Source organism: Kitasatospora sp. NPDC041917, assembly GCF_055589745.1.
Genome location: NZ_JBVJBI010000002.1, coordinates 289,143 through 306,839, shown reverse-complemented (window position 1 = coordinate 306,839; position 17,697 = coordinate 289,143). Strand labels below are relative to the sequence as shown.

The following is a 17,697-nucleotide window of genomic DNA, read 5'->3' as shown; positions in this document are numbered from 1 at the left end:
GAAGGACCTTCCGCCATGGCCGACCGGCCTGCCCAGCCCGTGCACCCGTCCGCCCCGCCGCAGGCCGGCGGCACCGCCGGAGGCACCTCCCCGAGGCCCCGGACCCTGGACGCGCTGTTCGCCGCCCAGGCGGCCCGCACCCCGCTCGCGCCCGCGGTGACCGACGGCCGGCGCAGCTGGACCTACCGGGACCTGGCGGAGCGCGTCGAGCGGCTGGCCCGTGACCTGCGCCGGCGCGGCGCCGGCCCGGAGCGGACGGTGGCGCTGGTCCTGCCGCGCTCCATGGAACTGGTCGCCGCCGAACTGGCCGTCGTCCGGGCGGGCGCCGCCTTCCTGCCCGTGGACCCGGGCTACCCCGCCGAGCGGCGGGCGCTGATGCTCGCCGACGCCGCCCCCGCGATCGTCCTGGACGACCCGGCCGACGTGAGCGGGGTCCTGGAGACCGCCCTGCCCGCAGGCCCGGACGTGCCGGGCGCCGCGGACGGCACGGGCGGCCCGGCCCCGGCCGGCACCGACCACCCGGCGTACGTGATCTACACCTCGGGCTCCACCGGCACCCCCAAGGGCGTCGTCGTCACCCACCGGGGGATCGCCGGATTCACCGCCGCGGCCGTCGAGAACTACGCGCTGCGCCCCGGCGACCGGGTGCTCCAGTTCTCCTCGCCCAGCTTCGACGCCTCTGTCCTGGAACTGTTCGTCTCCGTCCTCACCGGTGCCACCCTGGTGATCCCCCCGGACGGCCCCTGGCTGGGCGAGGAGCTCGCCGCCGTCCTGGACGGGCACCGCATCACCCACACCCTGATCCCGCCCGCCGCCCTGGCCACCGTCCCCGCCGGCGCGGGCCGCCACCTGCGCACCCTGATCGTCGGGGCCGAGGCCTGCTCCGCCGAACTGGTCGACCGCTGGGCGCCCGGCCGACGCATGATCAACTCCTACGGTCCGACCGAGGCCACCATCGTCGCCACCTGGACCGGCCCGCTCACCGCCGGCACCGGTTCACCCACCATCGGCGGCGCCCTGCCGCACGCCCGGGTGTACGTGCTCGACGAGGCCATGCGGCCCCAGCCGCCCGGCACCGACGGCGAGCTGTACCTCGGCGGCGAGGGCGTCGCCCGCGGCTACCTCGGCCGACCCGGCCTGACCGCCGCGCGCTTCGTCGCCGACCCCTTCGGCGCGCCCGGCGCCCGGCTCTACCGCACCGGCGACCGGGCCCGCTGGAGGGCCGACGGGGAACTGGAGTTCCTCGGCCGGCTCGACCGGCAGGTCAAGGTCCGCGGCTTCCGGATCGAACCGGGCGAGATCGAGGCCGCGCTGCGCGCCCACCCCGCCGTCGACCAGGCCGTCGTGACGGTCCGCGAGGACGAGCCCGGCCACACCCGGCTGGTCGGCTACGCCACGCCCGCCGACCCGCGGCACGCCCCCGACCCGGCCGAGCTGCGCACCGCCCTGGCCGCCGCGCTGCCCGCCCACCTGGTGCCCGCCGTCGTCGTCGTGCTGGCCGAGTTCCCGCTCACCCCGCAGCTCAAGATCGACCAGCGGGCGCTGCCCGCGCCCGCCCGGCGGGCCGCCGCCGGGAGCACCGCCCCGCGCACCGAGCGGGAGCGCGCCCTGGCCGCCGTCTGGGCCGAGGCGCTCGGCCACGACGCCGTGGGGGTGGAGGACGACTTCTTCGACCTCGGCGGCGACTCCGTCCTCGCCGCCCGCACCCTGGCCCGGATCACCGAACGCCTCGGCGTCCGGCTCACCCTGCGCGACGTCTTCACCGCCCGCACCGTCGCCGCCCTCGCCCCGCTGCTCGACGCGGTGCCCGCCGCCGCACCGACCGGGCCGATCCCGCCCGCCCCGCGCGGGGAGCCGCTGCCGCTGTCCAGCGCCCAGCGCCGGCTCTGGTTCCTGGACGACCTCGCCCCCGGCGGCACCGGCAACCACACCGGCGTGGCCCTGCGGCTGCACGGCGCCCTCGACCGGGACGCCCTCGACCGGGCCCTGCGGCGGCTCACCGCCCGGCACGACTCGCTGCGCACCACCGTCGCCACCCTCGACGGGCAGCTGGTGCAGCGCGTCGCCGAGCGGGCGGAGCTGCCGCTGCGCACCGAGGACCTCGGCGCCCTGCCCGAGGGGGAGCGCGCCCCGGCGGCCGAACGCCTGCTGGCCGAGGAACTGGAACGGCCCTACGACCTCGCCCGGGGCCCGCTCGCCCGGGTACTGCTGGTCCGGCTCGCCGCCGAGGAGCACCTGCTGCTGCTGGCCCAGCACCACATCGTCACCGACGGCTGGTCGGTGGGCGTCCTCACCCGCGAACTGGCCGCCCTCTACCGGGCGGAGGCCACCGGCGAACCCGACGCCCTGCCCGCCCCCGCCCTCCAGTACCCCGACTTCGCCCACTGGGAGCAGCACCGCCGAACCGACCACGCACCCGACCTCGCCTACTGGAAGCACACCCTCGCCGACCTGCCGACCCTGCGCCTGCCCACCGACCGCCCCCGGCCCGAGCAGCGCACCACCAACGGCGCGGCGCACCGCCACCGGCTGCCGGCCGACCTGGTCGACCGGCTGCGCCACCTCGCCGCCGGTCGCGGCACCACGGTGTTCACCCTGTTCGCCGGGGCGTGCGCGCTGCTGCTCTCGCGCCACTCCGGCCAGCGGGACGTGGCCTTCGGCACCGTCACCAACGGGCGGGACCGGCGGGAACTGGAGGAGGTGACCGGCTTCTTCGTCAACACCGTGGTGCTGCGCGGCGACGTGGACGAGCGGGCCACCGTCGACGACTTCGTGGCGGGCATGCGCACCACCCTGCTGGACGCCTTCGCCCACGCCGAGGTGCCCTTCGACCGGGTGGTCGAGGAACTGGCCCCGCCCCGCGACCCCGGCCGCACCCCGCTGGTCCAGGTCGTCGTCGTCCAGCAGACCCCCGTCGCCCCGGCGCCCGCCGGGGGCCTGCGCTTCGCCGAGTACCCGCTGCCCCGCCCGGCCGCCCGCTTCGACCTGGTGCTGGAGTTCACCCCCGACGCCGACGGCGGCTGCACGCTGACGGCGGAGTACAACACCGACCTGTTCGACCGGCGGACCGTGACCGCGCTGGCGGACCACCTGCACCGCCTGCTGGCCGGGATGGCGGACGGCCCCCAGCGCACCCTCGCCGAGCTGCCGCTGATCCCCGAGGAGGAGCAGCGGGCGCTGCTCGACGCCTGGAAGCCGGACACCGCGCTGCCCGGGGCGCTCACCGCGTCCGGCCTGCCCGGCTGGACCCGCGGCTACGTCCTCGACCGCGCGATGCGCCCCCAACCCCAGGGAGTGCCGGGCGAGTTGTACCTCGCGGGCGACTTCCCCGAGCAGCCGGAAGGCGCCGCCGGGCAGTTCGTCGCCGACCCGTACGGCGCGCCGGGGGAACTGCTCCACCGCACCGGGGAGCTGGTGCGGTGGACCGCCGACGGCGAACTGGAGCACCTCGGACGGGTCGAGCAGTGGGCGAAGCCCCGCGGGCTGCGCACCGACCCGGACGAGGTGGCGCGGGCGCTGCGGCGCTGCGCCGGGGTGGCCGAGGCCGCCGCCGTCCTCACCGACGACCCCCGGCGGATGGTCGGCTACGTGGTGCCCGTCCCCGGCGGCCGGGTCGAGCCCGAGGCGGTGCGCCGCACCCTCGCCCTGACCCTGCCCGACCACCTGGTCCCCACCGTCGTGATGCCGCTGCCCGCCCTGCCGCTGGGCCCCGACGGCACCCTCGACCGCGGCCGGCTGCCCGACCCCGGGCCGGCCGCCACCGCCGTCCGCCACGTCGCCCCCCGCACCCCCGCCGAACGGGCGCTCGCCGGGATCTGGGCCGAGGTGCTGCGGCTGGAGCGGGTCGGCGCCGACGACAACTTCTTCGACCTCGGCGGCGACTCCATCCTCGGCATCCAGGTGGTGGCCCGCTCCCGGCAGGCCGGGCTGGCGCTCACCTCCCGGGACCTCTACCGCCACCAGACGGTCGCCGCGCTCGCTTTGGCCGCGGAGGACGCCGAGGCGCCGCCCGCGCCCGCGCCGGTGGCCGCCACCGGGGAGGCCGTGCCGACGCCGATCCAGCGCTGGTGGCTCGGCCGGGCCGCCGACCGGGCCGGCCACTTCGGCCAGGCGCTCTCCCTGCTGCTGCCCGGCGACCTGGACCGGGCGGCCCTGGAGGAGGCCCTGAACGACCTGGTCGCCCACCACGACGCGCTGCGCTCGGCCTTCACCGCCCCGGACGGCGCCGGCGCCGCGCGCTGGCACATCCGGGAGCCGGCCGCCCGGCTCACCCTGGCCCGGCACACCGGCCCGGACCGGGACACCCCGCACTTCGGCCCCCACGACCTGGGCGGCGGCGGGCCGCTGCTGCGCGCCGTGCTGCACGAGCGCGCCGGGGACCGGCCCCCGGTCCTGCACCTGGCCGTCCACCACCTGGTGGTCGACGGGGTCTCCTGGCGGGTGCTGCTGGAGGACCTCGACACCGCCTACCGCGCCCGCCGCGAGGGCCGGGACGGGGTGGCCGCCCTGCCGGTCAAGTCCTCGCCGCTGCGGCAGTGGGCCGAGCGGCTGAGCGCCTTCGCCGCCGAGGGCGGCTTCGAGGACGAGACGGAGTACTGGACGCGGGCCGTGCCCGGGCAGCCCGACGAACCGTTCCCCGCCGAGCTCGACGGCCCCGACACCTACGCCACCGAACGCTCCGTCACCGTCCGGCTGAGCCCCGCCGACACCGCCGCCCTGCTGCGCACCCTGCCCGACACCTACCGCACCCAGGCCAACGACGTGCTGCTGAGCGCGCTCGGCCGGGCGCTGTGCGGGGCGAGCGGGCTGGAACGGGTCGTGGTGGACGTCGAGGGGCACGGGCGCGAGGAACTGTTCGCCGAGCTCGACCTCGGCCGTACGGTCGGCTGGTTCACCACCCGCCACCCCGTCGCCCTGGCCGTGCCCGCCGGAGCCGACTGGGACACCGTCCTCAAGCAGGTCAAGGAACAGCTGCGCGCCGTCCCCCGGCGCGGCCTCGGCTTCGAGGCGCTGCGCTACCTCGGGCGCCCCGGCACGGCGCCGGACGTCCCGGCCGCCCGGATCGGCTTCAACTACCTGGGCCGCATCGCCCTGCCGGACGACCCGGACGGGCTGTTCCGCGGCACCTTCCGGCCGCTGGAGCTGGACGCCGACCCGGGCACGGAGCGCCCCCACCCGCTGGAGGTGGTCGGCCGCCTCGACGGCGACGCGCTGGAGTTCACCTGGTTCCACTCCGCCGCCGTCCACCGGAGCGGGACCGTCGAGGCGCTGGCCCGGCGCTTCGCCGAGGAACTGGCCGACCTCGCCCGCCACGCGGCCCGCCCCGGTGCCGCCGGGCGCACCCCGTCGGACTTCCCGCTGGCCCGGCTCGACCAGGCGGCCGTGGACCGGATCACCGGCGCCGACCCGGGCGCGGTGGAGGACGTGCTGCCGCTCACCCCGACCCAGTCCGGCATGCTCTTCCACGGCCTCGCCGAGGAGGACAGCGGCGCCTACTTCCAGCAGCTGGACTTCGTCCTGGACGGCGTGCCCGACCCGGCCCGCCTCGCCGCCGCCTGGCAGTGGGTCACCGACCGCACCGCGGTGCTGCGCGCCCACGTCCGCTGGCAGGAGGTGCCCGAGCCGCTGCTGGTGGTGCACCGCCGGGTGGCCGTCCCGGTCACCCACCTGGACTGGCGCGAACTGCCCGAGCAGGAGCGCCGCGACCGGCTCGCCGAACTGCTGGACCGCGACCGGGCCCGCGGCCTCGACCTGGCGCGGGCCCCGCTCCAGCGGCTGCTGCTGATCCGGCTCCCGGACGGCCGGGTGCGGGTGCTCTGGTCCTTCCACCACCTGGTCCTGGACGGCTGGAGCCTGTTCCAGGTGCTCTCGGACGTCTTCGCGGCGCACGCCGCCCTGGCCGGACCGGGACGGGACGGCGAGGTCCCGTACGGCACCGTGCCGGAGCGCCGGCCCTACCGCGACTACCTGGCCTGGCTGGGCGGGCGCGACCACGCCGAGGCCGAACGGCACTGGCGCACCCGCCTCGCCGGGCTCGCCGAGGCGACACCGCTGCCCTACGACCGCGAGCCGGTGCAGAGCCACCGCGCCGAGTCCACCCGGGCCGTGCCGTTCACCCTGCCCGCCGCCGCGACCAGGGCGCTGGAGGACCTCGCCCGCGGCTCCGGGCTGACCTTCAACACCCTGGTCCAGGGCGCCTGGGCGGTGCTGCTGGGCCGCCGGGCAGGGCGGGCCGAGGTGGTGTTCGGCACCACCTCCTCCGGGCGGCCGCCCGAGCTGCCCGGCGTCGAGACCATGACCGGCCTGTTCATCACCACCCTGCCGGCCCGCACCACGGTGCCCGCGGACGGCACCCTGGTCGACTGGCTCCGGACCCTGCAACGGGAGCAGAGCGAGGACCGGCGGCACGGCTTCGTCCCGCTCACCCGGATGCGGGCCGGCACCGAACTGCCCGAGCGGACCGGCCTGTTCGACAGCCTGGTGGTCTTCGAGAACTACCCCGTCGACGAGGACGCGGCCGACGCCCACGGCCTGCGGCTGCGCGACCTGGACGGGATCGAGACCACCAACTACCCGCTCACCCTGCTGGCCTACCCGGGCCCGGAGCTGTCCCTGCGGCTCTGCTACGACCCGCGGCTGTTCGACGAGTCCACGGTGCGGCGGCTGGCCGGACAGCTCACCGCCGTCCTGACCGCCCTGCCCGAGGGCGCCCACCGCCCGCCGGCCCGGCTGCCGCTGCTGACCGGGGAGGAACGCCGGCGCGTCCTGGCCGACTGGAACGCCACCGCCGTCGAGGAACCCGCCGCCGACATCGCCGAGCTGTTCGCCGCGCAGGTGCTCCGCACCCCCGCGGCCGTCGCCCTGGAGGCCGGCGACCGGCGCCTGACCTACCGCGAACTCGACGCCCGCGCCGCCGAGCTGGCCGGACGGCTGACCGCGCACGGGGTCCGGGTGGAGCAGCCGGTCGGGGTGCTGATGGAACGCTCCGTCGAGCTGGTCGTCACCCAGCTGGCGCTGGTGCGCACCGGCGCGGTCTACGTGCCGCTGGACGGCCGGGCGCCGCGCGAGCGGCTGCACCGGATGCTGGCCGAGGCCGGTGCCGACCTGCTGCTCACCGACGCCCACCGGGCCGGCACGGCCGCCGAGCTGCGCCCCGCCGGGCAGGTGCTGCGGGTGGACCTTCCCGGCGACCGGACGGCGGCCCCGGCCCCGGCCCCGGCCCCGGCGGCCGTCCACCCCGACAACGTCCAGTACCTGATGTTCACCTCCGGCTCCACCGGCACCCCCAAGGGCGTCGCGGTGCGCCGCCGGGACGTCGCCGCGCTCGCCCTGGACCGCGCCTTCGCCGGCCACGACCGGGTGCTGGTGCACTCCCCGCACGCCTTCGACGCCGCCACCTACGAACTGTGGGTGCCGCTGCTGCGCGGCGGCACCGCCGTGCTCGCCCCGCCGCAGGACCTGGACGCCGCCGCCGTCCGGCACGCCGTCACCGAGCAGGGCGTGCGCTGCCTGTGGCTGACCGCCGGCCTGTTCCGGCTGCTCGCCCAGGAGGACCCGGGCTGCCTGCGCGGCGCCCACGAGGTGTGGACCGGCGGCGAGGCGGTGCCCGGCGCCGTCGTCCGCAAGGTCCTGGCGGCCTGCCCCGGCCTCACCGTGGTCGACGGCTACGGGCCCACCGAGACCACCACCTTCGCCACCCGCCGGGCCTTCCGGGCCGGCGACGAACTGCCCGCCGTCCTGCCCATCGGCCGCCCGCTGGACAACACCCGGGTGTACGTCCTGGACGGCGCGCTCCAGCCGCAGCCGCCCGGCGTCACCGGCGAGCTGTACATCGCCGGGGCCGGCCTCGCCCGCGGCTACGCGGGCCGCCCCGGCGAGACCGCCGCCCGCTACCTCGCCGACCCCTTCGGCCCGCCCGGCGAGCGGATGTACCGCACCGGCGACACCGTCCGGTGGAGCGAGGACGGCGAACTGCACTTCGTCGGCCGTGCCGACGACCAGATCAAGATCCGCGGCTTCCGGATCGAACCCGCCGAGATCGAGGCCCGGCTCACCGCCCACCCGGCCGTCGCCGAGGCCGTCGTCTCGCTGTACCAGGACGCCGGACGCAAGAGCCTCGCCGCCCACCTGGTGCCGGCCGAGGGCGCCGAGCCGCCCGGCGCCGCCGAACTGCGCGCCCACCTGGCCGCCGACCTCCCCGACTACATGCTGCCCGCGGCCTTCGTCACGCTGCCCGAACTCCCGCTCACCGCCAACGGCAAGGTGGACCGCCGGCGGCTGCCCGCCCCCGACCGGTCGGCGGGCGGCGACCGCCCCCACCGCGCCCCCGGCACCGACCGCGAGCGGCTGCTCGCCGCGATCTGGGCCGAGCTGCTCGGGGTCGAACGGGTCGGGCTGGACGACGACTTCTTCCTGCTCGGCGGCGACTCCATCCTGAGCATCCAGGTCGTCTCCCGGGCTCGCGCCGCCGGACTCGCGCTCTCCCCGCGCGACCTGTTCCGCCACCCCACCGTCGCCGCGCTGGCCGCGGCCGCCGGCAGCGCCGTCACCGTCGCCGGGACCGAACCGGTCAGCGGCGAGGTCGGCCTGACGCCGATCCAGCACTGGTTCCTCGACCCGAACCCGCCGCACGCCGAGCACTTCGACCAGTGCGTTGTGGTGGAGGCCCCCGGGGCCGTCGACCCGCAGGCCCTGCGCCGCGCGCTCGCCGCCCTGTGGGCCCACCACGACGCGCTGCGCTCCCGCTTCACCCGTGCCGGGGACGGCACCTGGCAGCAGCACTGCGCCCCCGCCGAGGAGAGCGCCCCCGAGCTGCTGGAGGTCCACGACCACGGCGCGGAAGCGGCGGTGACCGAGGCCGCCCACGCCTCCTTCCGGCTGGACGGCGGCCCGCTGCTCACCGCCCGCCTGTTCACCGCCCCGTCGGCCACCGCGTCGGCCGGCGCGGCCGGCGCCCGGCCCGACCGGCTGCTGCTGGCCGTCCACCACCTGGCGGTCGACGGCGTCTCCTGGCGGGTGCTGCTGGAGGACCTGGAGACCGCCTACCGGCAGGCGGTCGAGGGCCGCCCGCTGCGGCTGCCCGCCCGCACCAGCTCCGTCCGGGAGTGGGCCCGCCGGCTGGCCGGGCACACCGCGGCCGGCGGCTTCGCCGACCAGCGCGCCCACTGGGCGGCCGCCGCCCGGGCCTGCGCCACCCCGCTGCCGGTGGACGGCGACGGCGGCAACACCGCCGCCGACCTGCGCGAGGTGACCGTCCGGCTGGACCGCGAACGCACCGACGCCCTGCTGCGGGAGGTCCCCGGGGTCTACCGCACCCGGATCGACGACGTGCTGCTCACCGCGCTCGGCCGGGTGCTCGCCGAGTGGACCGGGCGCGGCACCGTCGCCGTCGGCCTGGAGGGCCACGGCCGCGAGGACCGGCTGTTCGACGGCCTCGACCTGTCCCGCACGGTCGGCTGGTTCACCTCCCTCTTCCCGGTCGCCCTCGACATCCCGGCGGGGGACTGGGGCACCGCCCTGAAGGCCGTCAAGGAACAGCTGCGGGCCGTGCCGGACCGCGGCCTCGGGTACGGCGCGCTGCGCCACCTGGCCCGGGACGAGGCGCTCGCCGACACCCCCGCCCCCGGCGTGAGCTTCAACTACCTGGGCCGCTTCGACTGGTCCACCGACGGCGCCGCCCTCGTCCGCGCCGTCCCCGGCGGCCTCGGCGGCGCGGAGGCGCCCGGTACCGAGCGCCCCCACCTGCTGGACGTGGTCGCCCGGGTCGAGGACGGCGAGCTGGAGATCGGCTGGTACTACAGCGCCGGCCGGCACCGCGCCGACACCGTCACCGCACTGGCCGAGGCCATGCTCGACGCACTGGAGCGGATCGTCGCCCACTGCGCCGAACCCGGCGCCGGCGGCCGCACCCCCTCCGACTTCCCGCTCGCCCGCCTCGACCAGGCGGCGGTGGACCGCATCGCCGGGGACGGCCGCACCGTCGCCGACGTCCACCCGCTGACACCGATGCAGGCCGGGATGCTCTTCCACAGCCTGCTCGACCCGGACGGCGACACCTACGTCAACCAGGTCCAGCTGGTGCTGACCGGGGTCACCGACCCGCACGCGCTGGCCGAGGCCTGGCAGCGGACCGCCGACGCCAACGCCGTCCTGCGCACCCGGCTCAGCTGGCAGGACGGCGCCGAACCGCTCCAGGTCGTCCAGCACCGGGCCGCCGTCCCGGTGACCCACCACGACTGGACCGGCCGCCCCGCCGAACAGGTCGAGCGGGACACCGCCCGGCTGCTCGCCGAGGACCGGGCGGCCGGGATCGACCTGGGCGGCGCGCCGCTGCTGCGGCTGGCCCTGATCCGGCTGACCCCGAGCCGGGTGCGGGTGGTGTGGACCTTCCACCACGTGCTGCTCGACGGCTGGAGCGCCGCCCAGGTCTTCGACGAGGTCTGCGAGCGCTACGCCGCCCTGACCGCCGGACGCCGGCCCGCCCCGGTCGAGCGCGCGCCCTACGCCGACTACCTGCGCTGGCTGGCCGGCCAGGACCGGGCGGCGGTCGAGCGGTACTGGCGCGACACCCTGGCCGGCTTCCCCGCCCCCACCGAACTGCCCCGGGACCGCCGCCCGGCCGGCGCCCACCGCGCCTCCTCCTCGGCCTCGGTGAAGGTCGCCCTCGGCCCCGAGCTTTCCGAGCGGCTGCGGGCCACCGCCCGGCAGGCCGGGCTCACCGTCAACACCGTGCTCCAGGGCGCCTGGGCGCTGCTGCTCTCCCGCTACGGCGGCGGCGAGGACGTGGTGTTCGGCACCATCGTCTCCGGCCGGCCCGCCGAACTCCCCGGCGTCACCTCGATGGTGGGGCTGTTCATCAACGCCCTGCCCACCCGGGTGCGGATCGACGACCGGCGCCCGCTGCTGGACTGGCTGCGGGAGGTCCAGGACCACCAGTCCGAGGCCCGCCGGCACGACGCCGTCTCGCTGGCCCAGCTCCAGGGCTGGAGCGAACTGCCCGGCGGCACCGCCCTGTTCGACAGCATCGTGGTCTTCGAGAACTACCCCTTCGACGCGCAGTCGCTGACCCGGCACGGCCTGGGCGTGGAGACCGAGCACGTGCTGGAGCCGACCAGCTACCCGCTCGGCGTGGTGGTGGCGCCCGGCGAGTCCATCGAGGTCAGTCTCGACCACGACCCGGCCGCCTTCGACGCCGCCACCGTCGAGCGGCTCGGGGCGAGCCTGCGCACCCTGCTCGCCGGGATGGCGGCCGGCCTCGACCGGCCGGCCGGCGAACTGCCGCTGCTGGACCCGGCCGAGGGACGCGAGCTGCTGGAACGCCTCGGCGGCCCGGTGCGCCGGGCGCCCCGGCGCACCCTGCCCGAGGCCTTCGCCCGGCAGGCCGCCCGCACCCCCGACGCCCCGGCCGTGCGCTCCGGCGACGGCCTGCTGACCTACCGGGAGCTGGACGAACGCTCCAACCGGCTGGCCCGGCTGCTGATCGGGGCCGGGGCCGGACCCGAGCGCTTCGTCGCGCTCGCGCTGCCCCGCACCGTCGAACTGGCCGTGGCGCTGCTCGCGGTGCTCAAGAGCGGTGCCGCGTACCTGCCGGTCGACCCCGGCTACCCGGCCGAGCGGATCGCCTACCTCTTCGAGGACGTCCGGCCCGACGCCGTGATCACCGACGCCGCGACCGAGGGACGGCTCCCCGACGGCCCGTACGCCCGGATCGTGCCGGACGACCCGGCCTGCCGGGAACGGCTGGCCGCCGCCCGCACCGACGCCGTCGGCGACCCGGAACGGCACGGCGCCCTGCTGCCGGAGCACCCCGCGTACGTCATCCACACCTCCGGCTCCACCGGCCGCCCCAAGGGCGTGGTGGTCGCCCACGCCTCGGTGCTCGCCCTGACCGACTGGGCCGCCGCCGAGTTCGCCGGCCGAGGCCTGGAGCACGTGCTCGCCGCCACCTCGCTCAACTTCGACGTGTCGGTGTTCGAGATCTTCGCGCCGCTGCTCTCCGGCGGCTGCGTGGAACTCCTGCGCGACCTGCTGGCCCTGGCCGAGAACCCCGGCCCCCGGAGGGCCGGCCTGCTCAGCGCCGTGCCCTCGGCCCTCGGCGGACTGCTCGCCGACGGCGCCCTGCGACTCGGCGCGGACACCGTGGTGCTGGCCGGCGAAGGACTGCCCGCCCGCACCGTCCGCACCCTGCGCGAGGCCGTCCCCGGCTGCCGGGTGCTGAACGTCTACGGCCCCACCGAGGCCACCGTCTACGCCACCGCCCACACCTGCGACCCCGCCGACCCCGACCGCGACCCGCCGATCGGCCGACCGGTCGGCGGCGCCCGGGCCTACGTCCTGGACGCGCGGCTGCGCCCGGTGCCCGTCGGCGCGCCCGGGGAGCTGTACCTGGCCGGCACCGGCGTGGCGCGCGGCTACCTGCGCCGCCCCGGCCTGACCGCCGGGCGCTTCCTGCCCGACCCCTACGGCCCGCCCGGCAGCCGGATGTACCGCACCGGCGACCGGGTGCGCTGGAGCGCCGACGGCGAACTGGACTACCTCGGCCGCGCCGACGACCAGGTCAAGGTGCGCGGCTTCCGGATCGAACTCGGCGAGGTCGAGGCCGCGCTGGCCCGCCACCCGCAGGTGGCGGCGGCCGCCGCCCGGGTGGTCGACCAGGACGGCCACAAGCGGCTGGTGGGCTACGCGGTGCCCCGCGACGGCGCCCTGCCCGACCCGGCCGAGTGGCGGACCTTCCTCGGCCGCACCCTCCCCGACCACCTGGTGCCCGCCCTGGTGGTGCCGCTGGAGCGGCTGCCGCTCGGCGCCACCGGCAAGCTGGACCGGCGCGCCCTGCCCGAACCGGTCCCGGCCACCCGGGCCACCGGCGGCGACCGGCCGCCGCGCACCGAAACCGAGCAGGCCCTCGCCGCGATCTGGCGCGAGGTGCTGGGCGTGCCCGAGGTGAACGCGGACGACAACTACTTCGCCCTCGGCGGGGACTCCATCCTCGGCATCCAGATCGTCTCGGCGGCCCGCCGGGCCGGCCTCGCGCTGACCCCCCGGCACCTGTTCGCCCACCAGACCCTCGCGGAACTCGCCGGTGCCGCCGAACGCGCGCCGAGCCCCGGCACGGACGCCGACCAGGGCGCCGTCACCGGCGAGACCCCGCTCACCCCCGTCCAGCACTGGCTGCTGGACACCCTCGACGGCGACCCCGCCCGGCTCACCCAGTCCGTCTCCTTCACCCTCGCCCCCGGCACCGAGGAGCCCGCCCTGCGGGCCGCCCTGGCCGCCGTCCTGGACCACCACGACGCCCTGCGGCTGCGCTGCGAGCCGCTCCCCGACGGCCGGTGGCGCCAGTACGGCACCGAGCCCGGCCAGGCCCCCGACCTGCGGGTCCACGAGCTGCCCGCCGCCGAGGGCGAGGAACGCGAGAGCGCCCTGCGCGACCTCGGCGAGCGCCTCGCCGAGGGATTCGACCTGGCCGCCGGGCCGCTGCTGCGCGCCGCGCTCTGCCGCTTCGCCGGCGACCCCCGCCCGGCGCTGCTGCTGGCCGCGCACCACCTGGTGGTCGACGCGGTGTCCTGGCGGATCCTGCTGGAGGACCTGGAGCGCGCCCACCGCGCGGCGGCCGCGGGCGAGCGGCCCGACCTCGGCGCCAAGAGCACCTCCTTCCGGGCCTGGGCCGAACGCCTCGCCGCGCACACCGCGGCCGGCGGCTTCGACGCGGAACTCCCGTACTGGCAGCGCCTGGCGGACGGTGCGGCCACCGCGCTGCCCACCGACCTCGACGGCGCCAACACGGCCGAGGCCGAGGAGTCGCTGACCTTCGCCCTGGGCGCCGAGGACACCCGCCGGCTGCTCCAGGACGTCCCGGAGGCCTACCGCACCCGGGTCAACGACGTCCTGCTCTGCGCCCTCGGCCGGGTGCTGGCCCGCTGGACCGGACGGAACCGGGTCCTGATCACCCTGGAGGGCCACGGCCGCGAGGAACTCCTCGACGGCGTCGACCTGTCCCGCACCGTCGGCTGGTTCACCGCGATGCACCCCGTCGCCCTGGACGTGCCCCCGGACGCGGACACCGGCACCGCCCTGAAGGCCGTCAAGGAGATCCTGCGCGCCGTCCCGAACGGCGGCCTCGGCCACGGCGCCCTGCGCCACCTCAAGTCGGAGCCCGGCCTCGCGCTGCCGCAGATCGGCTTCAACTACCTGGGCCGGCAGGACCGGAGCGCCAGCCCCGGGGGCCTGCTGCACGCCCCGGCCGGCCCGCTCACCGGCGGCATGGACCGCACCGCCCGCCGCCCCCACCTGCTGGACGTGCTCGGCCTGGTCGCCGAGGGCCGGCTCTCCTTCACCTGGTCCTACTCCCGCGAGGTGCACCACAGCGGGACGGTCGCCCGGCTGGCCGCCGAACTGCTGGACGAGCTGCGGGAGATCGTCCGCCACTGCGCCGAACCCGGCGCCGGCGGCCGCACCCCCTCCGACTTCCCGCTGGCCGGTCTGGACCAGGCCGGCGTCGACCGGCTGGCCGGCACCGGCCGGGACGTGACGGAGATCCAGCCCCTCACCCCCACCCAGACCGGCATGGTGGTGCACGGCCTCGACGAGGCCGAACACGGCCTGTACGTCGAGCAGATCACCTTCGTCCTGGACGGCGCCCGCGACCCCGACCTGCTGGCCGCCGCCTGGCAGCACGTCGTCGACCGCACCCCGGTGCTGCGCACCTCCGTGGTGCTGCGCGACGTTCCCGTGCCGCTCCAGGTGGTCCACCGGCAGGCGACGCTCCCGGTCACCGAACACGACTGGAGCGCGCTGGGCGCGGCGCAGCGCGAAGCCCGGCTGGAGGACCTGCTCGCCGAACGGCGGGCCCACCCCCTGGCCCTGGACCGGGCTCCGCTGCTGCGGCTCGACCTGATCCGGCTCGGCCCGGACCGGATCCGGGTGGTCTGGGCCTTCCACCACGTGCTGCTGGACGGCTGGAGCGTCTTCCACGTCCTCGCGGACGTGCTGGCCGCCCACGCCGCCCTCGCCCGCGGCGAGCGGCCCCGACTGCCCGAGCGCCGGCCCTTCGCGGACTACGTCGGCTGGCTCGCGGAGCGCGACACCGGCGCCGCCGTCGAGCACTGGCGCGCCGTGCTGGCCGACCTCACCGCCCCCACCGCGCTGCCCTACGACCGCCGCCCCGCCCCGGGCGACACGGCCCGCTCCGGGGACTGGCTCTCGCACCGGCTGGACGAGGCGGACACCGAGCGGCTCCAGGAGTTCGCCCGCCGCCACCGCCTCACCCTCAACACCGTGGTGCAGGGCGCCTGGGCGCTGCTGCTGTCGCGCTGGAGCGGGGAACAGCGGGTCTGCTTCGGCACCACCGTCTCCGGCCGGCCCACCGACCTGGCCGGCTCCGACGGCATCGTCGGCCTGTTCATCACCACCCTGCCCGCCCGGGTCGCCGTCGACGGCCGCCGGCCCTGCGCCGACTGGCTGCGCACCCTCCAGGAGGAGCAGGCCGAGGACCGCCGCTTCGACCACCTGCCGCTGGCCCGGATGCACGCGCTCGGCCAGGTCCCGCCGGGCACCGAGCTGTTCGACAGCCTGGTCGTCTTCGAGAACTACCCGGTCGGCGACGCCACGGCCGGCGCGCACGGCCTGCTGGTGCGCGAACTGGACGCCCGGGAGGCCACCAACTACCCGCTCACCGTGGTGGTCTCGCCCGGCGAGCGGCTCGCCGTGGAACTCGGCCACGACCCGCGCTTCCTCGACCGGGAGACCGCCCGGCGCCTCGCCGACCAGCTGCTGCACACCCTGTCCGCGCTGGCCGACTCGGACGGCACCACCCCGCTGGACGGGCTCGACCTGCTGCCGCCCGGCGAACGCGAGCGGCTGCTGCGCGGCCCGGCCCGCCCGGAGACCGGCCCGGTGCCCCCGGCGACCCTGCCCGCCCTGGTCGAGGCCGCCGTGGACCGGTGGCCGCAGGCCGTCGCGCTGAGCGCGGCCGGCCTGGAGCTGACCTTCGCCGAGGCCGAGGCCCTCGCCAACCGGCTGGCCCACCGGCTGATCGCCCGCGGCGCCGGCCCCGGGCGGCTCGTCGCCCTGCTGCTGCCCCGCTCGGCCGACACCGTGCTCGCCGAACTCGCGGTGGCCAAGACCGGCGCCGCCTTCCTGCCCGTCGACCCGCACTACCCCGAGGAACGGATCGAGGCGATGCTGCGCGACGCGGCCCCCGCCCTGACCCTGGACGCCAAGGAGGTCGCCGAGCTCCTCGCCGCCGAGCCGGCCGGCGCCCCCGGCCACCGGCCCACCGACGCCGACCGGACCCGCCCGCTGGACCCGGACGACCCCGCCTACGTCATCTTCACCTCCGGCTCCACCGGCACCCCCAAGGGCGTCGTCGTCACCCACCGCGGGCTCGCGGCCTTCGCCGCCGCCGAGGCCGCGCACTACCGGGCCGCCCCGGGGGACCGGGTGCTCGCCTTCGCCACCCCCAGCTTCGACGCCTCGGTGCTCGAACTGTGCCTGGCCCTGCCGCACGGCGCCCGGCTGGTGGTGCCCGAGCCCGGCCCCCTGCTCGGCGACCGACTGGCCGGGCTGCTGCGGGCGGAGCGGATCACCCACACCCTGCTGCCGCCCGCCGCCCTGGCCACCCTGCCGGCCGACACCCCCGGCAGCCTGCCCGACCTCAGGACGCTGATCGTCGGGGCCGAGGCCTGCGGCGCCGACCTGGTCGCCCGCTGGGCCCCGCACCACCGGATGGTCAACTCCTACGGCCCCACCGAGGCCACCGTGGTCGCCACCTGGTCCGCGCCGCTGACCGCGGACGGCGCCGCCCCGCCGATCGGCCGCCCGCTGCCCGCCACCGGCGCGTACGTCCTGGACGCCCGGCTGCGGCCGGTGCCCGACGGCGTCCCCGGCGAACTGTGGCTCAGCGGACCGGCCCTCGCCCGCGGCTACCTCGGCCGCCCCGGCCTGACCGCCGCCCGCTTCACCGCCGACCCGTACGGGCCGCCCGGCGGCCGGATGTACCGCACCGGGGACCTGGTGCGCCGCGACCGCCACGGCGAACTGCACTACCTGGGCCGCACCGACCACCAGCTCAAACTGCGCGGCCACCGGATCGAGGCGGGCGAGGTGGAGGCCGTGCTGACGCGCCACCCGGCCGTGCTGGACGCCGTGGTGAGCATCCGGGAGGACGAGCCCGGGCTGCCCCGGCTGGTCGCCCACCTGCTGGCCGCCCCCGGCGCCGAACCGCCCACCGGCGCCGAACTGCGCGCCCTGGCCGCCCGCTCGCTGCCCGGCCCCATGGTCCCCACCGCCTTCGCGGTGCTGGAACGCTTCCCGCTCACCGCGAGCGGCAAGACCGACCGCGCCGCCCTGCCCGCCCCCGGGCCGGAGGAGGCCGGGCCGGCCGAGCGGGTCGCACCCCGCACCCCCACCGAGGAGGCGGTGGCGGAGATCTGGGCCGAGACCCTGCACACCGGCGTCGGCGCCGCCGACGACTTCTTCCAGCTCGGCGGCGACTCCGTGCGCGCCCTGCTGATCGCCTCCCGGGCCAACGACGCCTTCGGCGTCACGCTCACCCCCCGCGACGTGCTGGTCTCCCGCACCGTGGCCGCCCTGGCGGACCTGGTCGAGGACCTGGTGCTCAGCGAACTCGAAGCCGCCGCCCTGGGCGGACCCGACGAAGCCGCCGCCTCCGGCCGCCCCGACGACGACGAACGGTGAGGA

The 17,697-nt window shown here is 77.5% G+C and carries 1 protein-coding gene; it reads left to right on the top strand.

What is annotated here, in order from left to right:
- The first annotated feature begins 15 nt into the window (after nucleotides 1-15).
- Complete coding sequence (locus ACZ6EM_RS03365) at nucleotides 16-17,694, top strand: non-ribosomal peptide synthase/polyketide synthase (RefSeq protein WP_465771512.1); 17,679 nt, start codon at nucleotides 16-18, stop codon at nucleotides 17,692-17,694.
- Nucleotides 17,695-17,697: the final 3 nt, after the last annotated feature.

Excerpts from the sequence above, each read along its gene's own strand:
- ACZ6EM_RS03365 (WP_465771512.1), top strand. The coding sequence starts at position 16 with ATGGCCGACCGGCCTGCCCAGCCCGTGCACCCGTCCGCCCCGCCGCAG.